General features: G+C 46.5%; 10 protein-coding genes. All 10 read right to left on the reverse strand.

Annotation, left to right across the window (positions count from 1 at the left end):
- Positions 1 to 1,156 precede the first annotated feature (1,156 nt).
- On the reverse strand, positions 1,157 to 2,272 hold the full coding sequence (gene ftsZ / locus AB4Z45_RS12820; protein WP_441882996.1) for a cell division protein FtsZ: 1,116 nt from the start codon (positions 2,270 to 2,272) through the stop codon (positions 1,157 to 1,159).
- A gap of 119 nt (positions 2,273 to 2,391) precedes the next feature.
- The gene (ftsA, locus tag AB4Z45_RS12825) at positions 2,392 to 3,633 is read right to left on the reverse strand and encodes a cell division protein FtsA (RefSeq protein ID WP_339208723.1); all 1,242 of its coding nucleotides are present in this window, start codon (positions 3,631 to 3,633) and stop codon (positions 2,392 to 2,394) included.
- Positions 3,634 to 3,869: 236 nt separating this feature from the next.
- Positions 3,870 to 4,622, reverse strand: coding sequence for a cell division protein FtsQ/DivIB (locus AB4Z45_RS12830; RefSeq protein WP_441909670.1), 753 nt, complete (start codon positions 4,620 to 4,622; stop codon positions 3,870 to 3,872).
- 111 nt (positions 4,623 to 4,733) lie between these two features.
- Positions 4,734 to 6,002 carry a UDP-N-acetylglucosamine 1-carboxyvinyltransferase gene (murA, locus tag AB4Z45_RS12835; RefSeq protein WP_441909672.1) on the reverse strand — a complete coding sequence of 423 codons (1,269 nt, stop codon included), beginning with the start codon at positions 6,000 to 6,002 and terminating at the stop codon, positions 4,734 to 4,736.
- Positions 6,003 to 6,017: 15 nt separating this feature from the next.
- Positions 6,018 to 6,923, reverse strand: a complete 906-nt coding sequence (murB, locus tag AB4Z45_RS12840; RefSeq protein ID WP_441909674.1) for a UDP-N-acetylmuramate dehydrogenase — start codon at positions 6,921 to 6,923, stop codon at positions 6,018 to 6,020.
- A gap of 466 nt (positions 6,924 to 7,389) precedes the next feature.
- Positions 7,390 to 8,487, reverse strand: coding sequence for a stage V sporulation protein E (gene spoVE / locus AB4Z45_RS12845; protein ID WP_076268160.1), 1,098 nt, complete (start codon positions 8,485 to 8,487; stop codon positions 7,390 to 7,392).
- Positions 8,488 to 8,533: 46 nt separating this feature from the next.
- The gene (gene murD / locus AB4Z45_RS12850) at positions 8,534 to 9,973 is read right to left on the reverse strand and encodes a UDP-N-acetylmuramoyl-L-alanine--D-glutamate ligase (protein WP_339208719.1); all 1,440 of its coding nucleotides are present in this window, start codon (positions 9,971 to 9,973) and stop codon (positions 8,534 to 8,536) included.
- 75 nt (positions 9,974 to 10,048) lie between these two features.
- Positions 10,049 to 11,008 carry a phospho-N-acetylmuramoyl-pentapeptide-transferase gene (gene mraY, locus AB4Z45_RS12855; RefSeq protein WP_076268158.1) on the reverse strand — a complete coding sequence of 320 codons (960 nt, stop codon included), beginning with the start codon at positions 11,006 to 11,008 and terminating at the stop codon, positions 10,049 to 10,051.
- A 4-nt stretch (positions 11,009 to 11,012) separates the two neighbouring features.
- Positions 11,013 to 12,428 carry a UDP-N-acetylmuramoyl-tripeptide--D-alanyl-D-alanine ligase gene (locus tag AB4Z45_RS12860; RefSeq protein ID WP_441909678.1) on the reverse strand — a complete coding sequence of 472 codons (1,416 nt, stop codon included), beginning with the start codon at positions 12,426 to 12,428 and terminating at the stop codon, positions 11,013 to 11,015.
- On the reverse strand, positions 12,425 to 13,912 hold the full coding sequence (locus AB4Z45_RS12865) for a UDP-N-acetylmuramoyl-L-alanyl-D-glutamate--2,6-diaminopimelate ligase (RefSeq protein ID WP_441909680.1): 1,488 nt from the start codon (positions 13,910 to 13,912) through the stop codon (positions 12,425 to 12,427). The genes AB4Z45_RS12860 and AB4Z45_RS12865 overlap by 4 nt, the downstream gene beginning before the upstream one ends.
- Between the last annotated feature and the right edge of the window lie 57 nt (positions 13,913 to 13,969).

Raw genomic sequence — 13,969 nt, forward strand, 5'->3', positions numbered from 1 at the left:
AGGCGCTTATTGGCAGCAAACTAAGGCTTCTTTCATGCTGTAAGAACCTATGTGTTCTTACAGCGGCTTATCTACCTTGCTCATTCGCAAATAGTAGGCTGTAAGAACGTATAGGCGCTTATTGGCAGCTAGCCATGGTTTCTTTCATGCTGTAAGAACCTATACGTGCTTACAGAGGCTTCTCTACCTTGCTCATTCACCAAGCATTGGTTATAAGAACATATAGGTGCTTATTGGCAGCTAACCATGGTTTCTTTCATGCTGTAAGAACCTATACGTGCTTACAGCGGCTTATCTACCTTGCTCATTCGCTAATAGTAAACTATAAGAACGTATAGGTGCTTATTCGCAGCAAACTAAGGCTTCTTTCATGCTGTAAGAACCTATGTGTTCTTACAGCGGCTTATCTACCTTGCTCATTCGCAAATAGTAGACTGTAAGAACGTATAGGCGCTTATAGGCAGCTAACCATGGYTTCTTTCATGCTGTAAGAACCTATACGTGCTTACAAAGGCTTCTCTACCTTGCTCATTCCCAAATAGTAAACTATAAGAACGTATAGGTGCTTATTCGCAGCAAACTAAGGCTTCTTTCATGCTGTAAGAACCTATGTGTTCTTACAGCGGATTCTCTAGCTTGCTCATTCGCAAATAGTAGACTGTAAGAACGTATAGGCGCTTATTGGCAGCTAAACATGGTTTCTTTCATGCTGTAAGAACCTATACGTGCTTACAGAGGCTTCTCTACCTTGCTCATTCCCAAATAGTAAACTATAAGAACGTATAGGTGCTTATTGGCAGCTAAACATGGTTTCTTTCATGCTGTAAGAACCTATACGTGCTTACAGAGGCTTCTCTACCTTGCTCATTCCCAAATAGTAAACTATAAGAACGTATAGGTGCTTATTCGCAGCAAACTAAGGCTTCTTTCATGCTGTAAGAACCTATGTGTTCTTACAGCGGCTTCTCTAGCTTGCTCATTCGCCAAGCATTGGTTGTAAGAACATATAGGTGCTTATTGGCAGCTAACCATGGTTACTTTCATGCTGTAAGTGCATATGCGTGCTAACAGCTGCTTCTCCCCTTTTCTCAATCAACTTACAATCAAAAAAATAAAAAAAACCTCACCATAATGGCGAGGCTTAGTACAAAAAGTTTTAGCGATCGTTGCGAGGGCGATTGCGCAAAAATGCTGGAATTTCAAGCTGGTCGCTTGAAGTGTTGTTAGCTCCAAAAGGCTTAACTGCATTGGAGCTGCCCTGTTGCCTTGTATCAACCGCTTCTGGCTGCTGTTGTGGAACACGACGCGCAGCTGGTGACTTGTGCTCGAAGCCCGTTGCTATAACGGTTACTTTAATTTCGTCCTTCAGATCTTCATCGATGATCGCACCAAAGATCATGTTCACATCTGGATCAGATGCTGAAATGACAATTTCAGCTGCCTCATTCACTTCATAGAGTGAAAGATTGCTGCCGCCAGTAATGTTCATAATAACGCCGCGAGCGCCGTCAATTGACGTTTCAAGCAGCGGGCTCATAATCGCTTTTCTCGCTGCTTCAGCAGCACGGTTCTCGCCCGTAGCAATACCGATACCCATCAATGCGGAGCCGCGTTCTGTCATAATCGTTTTTACGTCTGCAAAGTCAAGGTTGATTAGGCCTGGTACTTGAATAAGGTCTGAGATGCCTTGAACGGCTTGACGGAGCACGTTATCCGCTTCACGGAAAGCTTCCAGCATTGGTGTCTTTTTGTCTACAATCTCAAGCAAACGGTCATTAGGAATGACGATAAGCGTATCTACTTTTTCTTTAAGTGCTTCAATCCCAAGCTCAGCTTGTCCAGCACGCTTGCGTCCTTCAAAGGTAAAAGGCCGAGTAACAACCCCTACAGTGAGTGCGCCGCATTCGCGAGCGATTTCGGCAATAACCGGAGCTGCTCCCGTTCCCGTACCGCCGCCCATTCCTGCTGTCACGAATACCATGTCCGAGCCTTTAAGCTGGTTCATAATAATTTCGCGAGATTCCTCTGCAGCCTTGCTGCCTACATCAGGATTGGCACCCGCACCAAGTCCACGCGTCAGCTTATCGCCGATTTGCAGCTTATGCTCGGATTTAGCCAAATGCAGCGCCTGAGCGTCGGTGTTTACCGTAATAAACTCCACGCCTTTAACACCATTTTCTATCATTCGGTTAACGGCATTGCTACCGCCACCGCCAACACCTATTACTTTTATTTGAGCAAGCTGCTCAAGCTCAAAGTCGAATTCCAACATCTTTCATTTTCCCCCAGTCAAGCGTAAACTGCTGATAACATCTATGAGACGGCACAGCAACGTTTCGCAGTAAAATATAAGTATCGTATATAAGGTGAAACTTATATTATCTTAAATCCTCAAATAAATTCATTAAACATACTTTTAATCCGCTCGAACATACCGGGTTTAGTAGAAGGTGTTGGACTTGCTTTGCGGCTTGCCGTTTTCTTCACTGCTCCAGTTCCGCGAGCTCCCATATATTTTGACACATATTGAATCATGCCAACGCCGCTGCTATACGCCGGGTCTCTTACACCAATATAATCAGGGAGTGCAATTCGGACGGAAGACTCAAGCTCTGCCTGGGCCAAAGCGAGTGTTCCTGGCATCGATACAGTGCCACCGGTCAACACATAACCGTTAACCTTGTCTCCATAACCAAGTCGACGTACCTCTTGTCGAACTAAATGGAAAATCTCTTGCATGCGAGGCTCAATAATACTAGCAAGATCAACCTGTGAAAACTCTTTTTCCACATTGCTGCCCATTCGTGCTACTTTAAACTTCACATCTTCAGCTGCATCCAATACATTAGAACAGCCATATTTAAGTTTGATTTTCTCAGCTTGCTCACTTTGCGTGCGCAAACCATAAGCTATATCATTTGTTACATATTCGCCACCAATTGGAAGCGTTGACGTAGCAGCTAGGCCGCCTTGATCATAAATGGCAATCGTACATGATCCTGCTCCTATGTCTGTAAGAACAGTCCCTATCGATTTCTCATCTTTGGTGAGCGAAACCACGCCTGAAGCGAGTGATAACAAAATGACACCAGAAATACGAAGGCCTGCTTTCTCTACACAACGCATAAGGTTATGTATAGCAGTCTTCGTCCCCGTGACGATCGTCGCCTCAACCTCAAGGCGAACGCCAATCATACCGCGCGGATCGGAAATACCTTCCAAGCCGTCTACTAGATACTGCTTTGGAACCAAGTTAATGATTTCACGCTCTGGAGGGAGCGCCACTACTTTAGCAGCTTGTAATACTCGTTCAATATCTTCTTCACCAATTTCACGGTCCTCATTGGATACTGCAACGACGCCTCTATTGGTTTGCAAAGCAATATGATTGCCTTGAATACCAACATATACGTCTGATATTTGAATGCCTACCATGCGCTCCGCATGCTCTACGGCATTACGGATCGATTGCACAGTCTGGTCAATATCTACTATTGCTCCTTTGCGAATACCCTCTGAGTCGGCAGATCCAACTCCAATAATATTAATGGCTCCATTATTCACTTCACCAATAATAGCACGAACTTTGGATGTACCGATGTCCAAACTGACGATGATGTCGTTGCTGCTCATCTTGCGGCACCTCCGTTTCAAATAATTAATTATTTTACCACATGTTAAGGTCTTCCTACATATTCAACGCTTTTATTATTTTCCCTCTTTTTTCAACAAATTTTTCGATGTTTCTCGCTTTGTGTCGAGCACCGCCCCTTGCGATTCTCTATATTTCCTATGTTTATCCAGCTTAATCGAGTATTAATGCATAAATAAAATTCTACCATTCTTTCAGACTATTGAGTAGTATAATTTTACTCAGAATCTATATTTTCTGGACTTTCACTTACGAAAGGCACATATGTATCCGCCAGAAGCATCGTGATCTTACCTGGCTCTTGGGTCTCGATTACTGCATTCAACGCTTCAATCTTCTCTGGAAGAACCGACACCGCTGTTACCACTTCAAATTTTGTGCGAGTGTACATCAGAATCCGATCGGGATAAGCGGTTGACGGAAATGGTAAAATCTCAGACAGGTCGGAGAGCTGCTTCGTCGATATTTTTGCAAGCTGCTTCGTGAGCTGTGCTTTTACGGGATCTCCATCTGTCCAGCCTGACAATACAGGCTTGTCCACAAGCTGCATTTCATCGCTGTCAGCCTCAACTGTCGTTCCATTTGTCAATAACGCTGTCATTTCCCCTTGCTTGGATAGCTCGAATGCAACAACTGGAAACTCCTCTACATGAATCTTCACCACACCTGGAAATACCTTCGTAACCTTAGCCCCTTTAATTTGTGGCAATGTGACAATTCTATCTTCTATAGTAGAAGACGAAGTTCGAAAAAAAGCATCGCCAACCAAAATAGCAGCTGCCTTGCCTATTTCTTCTCTCGTTACGAATCTAGTTCCTTCAATTTGGATTTCTGATATTTTGCTAATAGAGGAATTAAAAAATAATACAGCCAAAAGCGCCACAAACAATAATATAAGTATGGTCAACAGCTTCCGATTGCCCATTCTTTTTTTCGGTGGTTCCTTAAGTACTGGCATCTGTGCACTCATAACTTGTCCCTTCTTTCCCCAAAAAACATCCGGTTAACCTCTCCGCGTCAGCCTTCGCTTAGCATCAAAAGGGTACCGGCTGTTTCTATCTTGCAGCTCATGCGCATAGTATTAGTTATTAGGCACTGGCGAATAACGCGAAATCCGCGCACCCAGCCTAGACAGCATCGTTTCGATTTTTTCGTAGCCTCGATCGATGTGATGAATTTGCTCAACGACCGTCCTTCCTTGCGCTGCTAAACCAGCTATGACAAGGGCGGCACCCGCTCTCAAATCCGTTGCTTCCACCGTCGCTCCATAAAGCCTTGGCACGCCGCGAATGAATGCCGCATTCATGTCTACGCGAATGTCTGCACCCATACGTGACAGTTCATCCACATGCTTTAATCTGCCTTCAAAAATCGTTTCTTTCAATATGCTCACACCATCTGCAAGCGTAAGCAGCACCATAACCTGAGACTGCAAATCGGTAGGAAAAGCCGGGTATGGAGAGGTTACGATTCTTTCAACCGCTCTAGGCCTTGTTGCACTGCCAACTTTAATTATATCATCGTCGACAACAATTTGAACACCTGCCCGGCGCAGAACATGAATCAAGGAAGATAAATGGGCTGGCTGCGTATTTTGGAGCGTGACTTGACCGCGTGTTGCAGCGGCGGCTACCATGATGGTCCCTGCTACAATACGATCCGGAATCACTTTATAACGACAAGGTGTTAGCGACTGTACCCCATCTATCGTTATCGTGTCGGTTCCGGCTCCCATTATTTTAGCGCCCATTGCATTTAAAAAGCCTTGCAAGTCTTGAATTTCCGGTTCCCTTGCAGCATTGCTTATTGTGGTTCGGCCTTCTGCCAAAGCAGCGGCCATCATAATATTTTCTGTTGCGCCGACACTTGGAAAGCTTAAGTGAATATCCGCTCCCCTTAGTTTCTCGGCACGGCATATGATCCGGTTACCCAATTCTTCTATTTCTGCACCCAGAGCCTGAAGACCTTCTAAATGAAGATCAATTTTCCGCTCACCGATTGCACATCCACCTGGTTGATAAACCTGAGTTTCCCCAAATCTAGCAAGCAAAGGCCCCATTAAAAAAATAGAAGATCGCATCTGTCTCATTAACGATTCCGGCACGTGGGATGTATGTGCAGTCTCAGTGTCCAGCACCACAGTTCCTCCCGCATGCTCGGCGCGGCATCCTAATTCGCGCAAAATGTTCAGCATGACATCGATATCTAGCAAATCAGGCACATGATCTATCGTTGTTGTGCCTTCGGCCAATAGACTGGCAGCCAGAATCGGCAAAGCGGCATTTTTCGCTCCTTGGATAACTATGGTTCCTGAGAGAGGTTTCCCACCTTCAATCACCAATTTGTCCAATGTATCACCTCCGAATTACCGCTCACCCACCACCAATACTTCCGGCACCAACAGGATGCCATAGCGGTCCTGAACAGTGCTTTTTATATGAGTCATGAGGGCGAGAACGTCTTCAGCTGTTGCTTGACCGGTATTCACAATAAAATTGGCGTGCTGCTTCGATACTTGCGCTCCTCCGAGGCTTTCACCCTTTAATCCAGCCTCTTGAATGAGTCTAGCGGCATAATCATTAGGCGGATTGCGAAATACGCTGCCTGCACAGGCAAGCTGCAAAGGCTGCGTTCTCAATCGTCTCTCTTTGTAGGAGGCCATCCTAGCGAGTACTTCCTGCCTATCCCCTTCTGCCAGCTCAAAGGCGGCTTCAATGACAATGCCTTTTTGCTCGTGAAGTATGGAATGTCGGTAAGCGAAGTTCATAGCCTCACGATCGTAGCGAACCAATTCTCCTGTTTCCAGTACAATATCAGCTGACTTAAAAATACGTGACACATCTGATCCATGCGCGCCAGCATTCATATAAACGGCTCCGCCTACCGTACCTGGGATTCCCCCCGCGAATTCAAGTCCGGTCAGACCTTGTTTCCCAGCCATGACTGATAGCTTAATTAAAGAATATGAAGCACCGGCTATTGCTGTCGATCCTTCAAAACGCAAGTAATCGAACCCTCTGTGCGGTTTTATTACAACGCCGCGAATCCCTTTATCACTTACCAGCATGTTCGAGCCTCTGCCTAAATTAGTCCAGGGTATTTGATGTTTTTGCACCAAACGTACCGCCGATACCAATTCATCTTTGCTGCTAGGGAGGATTAAAATATCAGCGAGACCGCCGATCTTCCAGGTTGTATAGTTCGATAGCGGTTCGTTGTACAAAACTTCGCCAAGATTAGCTTGTTCCAATTCCGCTTTAAAAGCTTCCATTTGTTGAACCTCCCAAAGGTTTTACGCAGCAAAACCTACTCCGCAAGCACATGCCGGGCTGTGTAAGAAGAAAAAGAAATTCCCCTTCAGCAGCCTGAATCGCTGCTGCCGGTTTTTCTGTTGTAATCACCGCTCCTTTCGGGTGACGGTCACGAATATAGTGTATCTTATGCCCATATAGGCTCTTGTGTGACAATGGCCTATATCGAGCCAACTGGCTCACTGATTGGTATGTGCAGCAGAGCAGTACTCAAAGCTGGTTGCCGCTTTAGCGAATTGACTGTTTCTTTCAAAAAAAAGTGTATTCAATATCTCATCATATTAAAGGTGCAAATTTTCCTGTAAACAACAATATCCGGCTTGGATAGTTGCAGCTGCTGTTAATGCAACCTGCAGCTATCCAAGCCGGACGTTTATTGTTTTTTTCTACTAAGCATCTGCTGGTTATTGCCCTAGGCATGAAGCCTCACCTCGAATAACGAGATATGTTCAACAAAATCCCCAGTGCAGTTAAGAGAAGCGTTAGGGATGAACCCCCATAGCTAACAAGCGGAAGCGTAATTCCCGTAACGGGCATCATGCCAATGACGACACCAATATTAATCAATACTTGTACACCGATAATGCCTGTGATGCCAACTGCCAGCAAGCTCCCGAATGTATCCGTAGCTGCAATAGCAGCGCGTATCCCCCGCCAGATAACAACTAGAAATAATAGTATAAGAGTAACTCCGCCGATGAAGCCAAGCTCTTCCGCTAAAATCGAGAATATAAAATCGGTTTGAGGCTCTGGCAAATAACTGAACTTCTGTCGGCTCATACCTAGACCGAGCCCAACGAGTCCACCTGGTCCGATCGCATATAAGGATTGAATAATTTGATAGCCGCCTCCGAGCGGGTCTGCCCATGGATCAAGAAAATTCGTTATTCGCTTTAATCGATATGGCGCAGCGATGATAAGGCCAACAAAACCTGCGACACCGATGAGCGCCAAGCCGCCTAAATGAGATAATCTAGCGCCAGCTGTAAAAATCAGAATTAAAGAAGCGCCAACCATCACCGCTCCTGTACCTAGATCAGGCTGCAGCATTATAAGTCCGAAGGCTAGTCCAACAAGCCCTAGCGGCGGCATAAGCCCTTTTGTGAACTGCGTAATCGTTTGCTGCTTCTCAGAGAGCCATTTTGCTAAAAATAATATCATCGCCAGCTTCATAAATTCAGAAGGCTGAATACCGAAGGAGCTAATGCCAAGCCAGCTGCGTGCGCCGCCGCGAACGACGCCGACACCAGGGATCAGCACGAGCAGAAGAAGGCCGAAGCAAACCAATAAAGCCATTGGCGCCCACTTTTTCCAAACCGTATAATGCGTATTCATCGTAAACAACAACGCGCCTATACCGAGTCCAGCAAATAGCACCTGACGCTTTACATAGTAAAAACGATCACCGAATTCATGAAAAGCAAGCACTGCGCTAGCGCTGTACACCATAATCAACCCGATAGCGAGAATGAGCCCAATTGCAGTCAGCATCCAAATATCCGGGGCAGAACGCGCTTTGGCCATAGCGAACACACCTCTTAGCATGGGAAAGTAGGGACATGCCCCCTACTTACAAGGTATGCGCCGAATCTTTAAAAATGCGCCCTCTTTGCTCATACGATGTAAACATATCCCAGCTTGCGCATGCAGGCGACAACAAAACGATATCACCAGGCTCTGCGATAGCTGCAGCTTGTTTCACCGCTTGCTGAAGGACGGACTCGGCGTCCTCACTAGGTTCGACGATTTCCACCTTAGCTAAACCTGCCAGCTCTGCTACACGGGAGAGCTTTTCTCTCGTTTCGCCTAAAGCAACAAGCCCCTTTAAGCGGTCGCGGAATAAAGGTACAAGCTCCATATAGTCAGAGCCGCGGTCAAGTCCTCCAGCCACTAGAACGATCGGTGCGGATAACGAGCGAACGGACATCATCGTTGCAACCGGGTTTGTCGCTTTCGAATCATTATAATATTTGACACCATTCACTTCACGGACGAACTCCAGGCGGTGCTCCACGCCTCTAAACAACTGCAGCGGTTCTACAAGACGCTCTGGTGCAACTCCAGCAGCCAAACACGCCGCAATGGCAGCAAGCGCGTTAGCGGCGTTGTGGCGGCCTGGTATGCCTAGCTCTGAAACGGGCAAAATGTTAATTTCCGAGTCCTCAGACTGGCGGAATACAATTTGTCTATCCACAGCGGCTTCATCATTTTGTGCGTCTCCGTTGTCCCGCTCATATGGCGGATCAATGTAAATGCCCGCATCCAGTCGCTCATATATAGAGAAAGGCAGCAGCTGTGCGATAAGAAACTCCGAAAGCGCGCGGCATTCCGGGTCATCCCAGTTGACGACAGCAACATCATCTTCCGTTTGGTTATCAAAAAGTTTTGCTTTTGAATTGACGTAGTCATCCATATCGCCGTGATAATCCAAATGCGTCTCTGCAATGTTAAGCAAGAGAGCAATATGCGGACGGAACTCGCTTGTTCCTTTCAATTGAAAGCTGCTTAGCTCAGCAACGATCCATTGATCGGGCGTCGCTTCCAAGGCTGCTTCGCATAGAGGGCGACCGATATTGCCTGCCACGATGGGATTCAAGCCAGCTGCGCTTAATATTTCGCCGATCCAAGTCGTCGTTGTTGTTTTGCCGTTTGAGCCTGTAATGCCTATTATCGGTGCAGGAGAAAGCCAATAAGCAGCTTCTACCTCCGTAATGACCTCAACGCCAAGCTCCTCTGCCCTCTGCACTGGAGTAGACGTATATGGGATACCAGGGTTTTTGATAAGGAGCGCTGTTTCTTCTGTAATTAGGTCATCTGGATGATAACCGCATAGCACAGAAATGCCCAAAGCAGTCAATTCGTCCGCTTCGGGGCATAATTCACGTTCCTTCATGTCGTTCACTACAACTTCTGCGCCTAATTGATGAAATACTTTTGCGACGCTTACCCCGCTTCTAGCCAAGCCTAAGACGACAACTCGGCGGCCTTCATAAGATGCCGGATGATTCATAACTGACAGTCCCTTCTATGTATGCATAAAGCGGCTCTTAATCAAATAAAAGCCGCTTTTTCGTAAGCTTTATTTCTATAGTATAACAAATAGTAAACCAATTGCTGCAAACACGATGCCTACAAACCAAAACACAGTAACAACCTTCCATTCGGACCAACCAACGAGCTCAAAATGATGGTGAATGGGACTCATTTTGAAAATACGCTTCCCTCTAAGCTTGAAGGAGCCTACCTGTAATATAACAGAAAGCATCTCAAGTACAAAAACACCGCCGATTACGATAAGGAGCAGCTCCGTTTTGGTCAAAATAGCGACTGCTGCAATACCGCCTCCTATTCCTAGCGAGCCCATATCTCCCATAAACACTTTTGCTGGATGTGCGTTGAATACTAGAAAACCTAAAACAGCGCCTACCATAGCTGCAGAGAATACTGCTGATTCATGAGCTGACGTTTGTAAAGCAACTACAGTAAAGGCACCAAATGCGATGGCACTCGTCCCAGCCAGCAAACCGTCAAGACCATCGGTGAAATTAACTGAATTGCTTGCTGCAAAAAGAATGATGACGACAAGCGGATAGTAAAACCAGCCTAAATCAATTCCCCAGCCTGTACCAGGCACTGATATTTCGGTGCTGTGCCCCATATTATAGAGCATTGCACACACGATTATAGAAAATAGAAGTTGACCAAAAAGCTTTTGTCTTGCCGTTAGCCCCAAAGAACGTTTAAATACAATTTTGATGTAATCATCCAAAAAGCCGACAAGACCAAATCCAAGTGATGCGGTCAGCAGCACCCAAAATTCAGCCGTTTTATCAGAAAACTTCAGGAACGCGATCATTAGAGCAACCATAATGATAATGCCGCCCATCGTTGGCGTACCGCTTTTTTTCAAATGGCTTTGCGGACCTTCCATACGAATCTGCTGCCCAAACTTTAAGCGGCGGAGCACTGGAATGAACAATGGTCCGAGTAGAACCGCTAGCAGGAATGAAGCGCCAATCGAAAATAAAATGACCATCATATCCATTTCCTCACCCCACTTCCAATGCTTGGACAATCTGTTCCATCTGCATGCCGCGTGAACCTTTTATGAGCACGATGTCCGTTGGCTGCATTTGCTCCCTCAGCCATTGCGTCAGCTCATTTTTATCTTCGAAATGTTTAATCACATCATTCGCGCCTGCGTTAGGGAATTGCGACTTCACGCCCTCAGCAATATGTTTTGCCAAAGGTCCGAAGGTAAGAACCGCATCCGCCTTGCTTGGCGTTATATATGCACCTACTTCAAAATGAAGCGTCTGCTCCTCTGGCCCGAGCTCTAACATATCGCCTAGCACGATCCATTTGCGGCTATAGCCGTCTAGTTGCTCTACCAGATCAATCGCCGCGCGAACGGCAGTCGGATTGGCATTATAAGCATCGTTCAATAACATAGTGCCATTAAACGCGCGAACTGGCTGAATGCGCATGCCTGTCAGCTTAAGATGGCTTAGACCTTCAACAATTTTTGCAGCTGGAACTCCGAAGAAGCGGCCAATCGCTATTGCAGCGAGCGCATTGCTGACATTATGCTGCCCTGGGACAGGAATTCGAACAGTTCCGAGGCCACTGGCAGTTCCATTATAAATAGCAGTAAAGGTCGTCGCTTCCGATTCAATGCTGATGCCAGATGCTGACCATTCATTTTGCATCGATAACCCAAATGTACGGCGTACGATGCCTGCTGGAAGTATTGAACGCTCAAGCTCTGCTTCCAGAAGTGGTTCATCGCCATTGTATAGCAGTAAACCATCCTCGCTGAGCCCGAGCGCTATTTCAAGCTTCGCCTTCGCAATACCGGCTCTTGAGCCAAGCTGGAGCATATGCGCGTCGCCGATATTTGTAATAATAGCGGCATCAGGCTGTGCGATCTTCGTCAGCAGCTCGATCTCGCCGAAGCCGCTCATTCCCATCTCGAGCACGGCTACTTCCGTGTCCTCTTCAAGCCTCAGCACCGTCAGAGGCAAGCCGATGTGATTGTTCAAATTGCCTTCAGTCTTATGCACTTTATAAGTTGTGCCGAGAATAGCAGCTGCCATATCCTTTGTCGTTGTTTTGCCATTGCTGCCTGTAATGCCAACAACACGAGTGACAAGTTCACTGCGATAAGCTGTTGCAAGGCGCTGCAATGCAACCAGCGTATCCCCAACAATAAGAAGCGGCACTCCCTCAAGAGATGCTGGAACCTCGCGGCCTTTCTGCCAAAGCGCAGCAACCGCTCCATTTGCAATAGCTTGCTCCAAATAGGCATGCCCGTCAAAATGCTCGCCTACGATCGGAACGAACAACTGGCCCGCAGCAGCTTGCCGCGAGTCAGTTGTTACTCCTGTTATGTTAAGCTCTGCATGATTTCCATTCCATCTAGCGCCGCTCATTTCGGCAATTTGTTTAATAGTACGTTTAATCACTGTATGATTCCCCTTATCGCTGCTTTCGCTACTTTTCGATCGTCAAATGGATATTTGACTCCGTTAATATCTTGGTAGGTTTCATGACCTTTCCCCGCAATCAATACTACATCGCCGAGGCTTGCCATTTCAACCGCTTTTTCAATTGCTTCCTTGCGATCAACGATTAATTTATAAAATGAAGGATCAATTCTGCTGCTTATTAATCCAGCTTCAATATCCTTTAATATGGAATCAGGCGGCTCCGAACGTGGGTTATCCGATGTTATGATTGCGTAATCCGCGTATTTCACTGCAATATTCCCCATTAGCGGCCGCTTGGAGCGATCACGGTCACCGCCGCAGCCAAATACACATATAATTCGATTTTCTGCAAATTGTTGAATAGCTCTGAGTACATTTTCAAGCCCATCAGGTGTGTGAGCATAATCTACAATTACAGCAAAATCCTGTCCCGCATTAACCGCTTCAACCCGTCCGGGAACGCCGGGAATTTTGCTTAAACTGTGTGCAATCGCCTCTAGTTCCACGCCTTCAAGAAGTACAGCGCTTATAGCGGCAAGCGCGTTGTATACGTTGAACTTCCCAGCCATTTGCAATGTGATGTCCTGCTCGCCTCTGAATGTGTCAACATGAAAGGTCGTACCCTGTGCAGTTATTCGAATATTCGTTGCCCGAACGTCTGCCTCTTTATCAATTGCATAAGTGATAACCTCTGCCGCTGTGAGCTCGGCATATTCTGCAGATAAAGCATCGTCTGCATTAAGAACCGCATAAGATCTTTCGTTTTCCGCAGATGCATACACATTGCCAAGTCGCGAGAAGAACAATCCCTTTACCGCAGCGTATCGACTCATCGTTTCATGATAATCCAAGTGGTCCTGCGTCAAATTAGTAAATACTGCAGTTCGGAATCTGCAGCCCTTCACCCGTCCTTGCTCGAGAGCATGGGAGGACACTTCAATTGCACAATATTGCGTGCCCGCATCACGCATCTCCCCGAGATAGCTTTGAAGCTGCAATGTTTGAGGCGTCGTACTGGTCATAGGGAACGATTTTCCCGCATATCGACGTTCAATCGTACCAATCACGCCGGTAGGCTTACTCTGGTCATTTAGAATTTGCTCTATCAAATAAGTTGTTGTCGTCTTGCCATTCGTCCCCGTTACACCGATAAGCTTCAGGGTTTGACTAGGCTGTCTATAATAATAATTAGCAATTACAGCCATGGCAAGGCGGCAATCTCTTACAATAATTTGGGGCACCAACAGGTCCAGCTTTCGTTCCGCTATTAGCGCTGCTGCTCCGGCGGCAACTGCCTCCGAAGCAAACGCGTGACCATCAACGGTGTGGCCTCTCAAGCAAATAAACAATTGCCCTTCAATTACGCTTCGTGAATCCGTCTCAATGCCAGTCAGTTCCGTTTCCCCATCGCCTACTAGCCGTGAGGCTATAAGCAATTCCGCAACATCCTTTAATCGCATCTGCCCAGCTCCTCCCTTAAGCGCCGGCGGACAAACTTCCCCGCCTGCTGCACCCTC

Source organism: Paenibacillus sp. MCAF9 (assembly GCF_052114265.1).
GTDB lineage: Bacteria > Bacillota > Bacilli > Paenibacillales > Paenibacillaceae > Pristimantibacillus.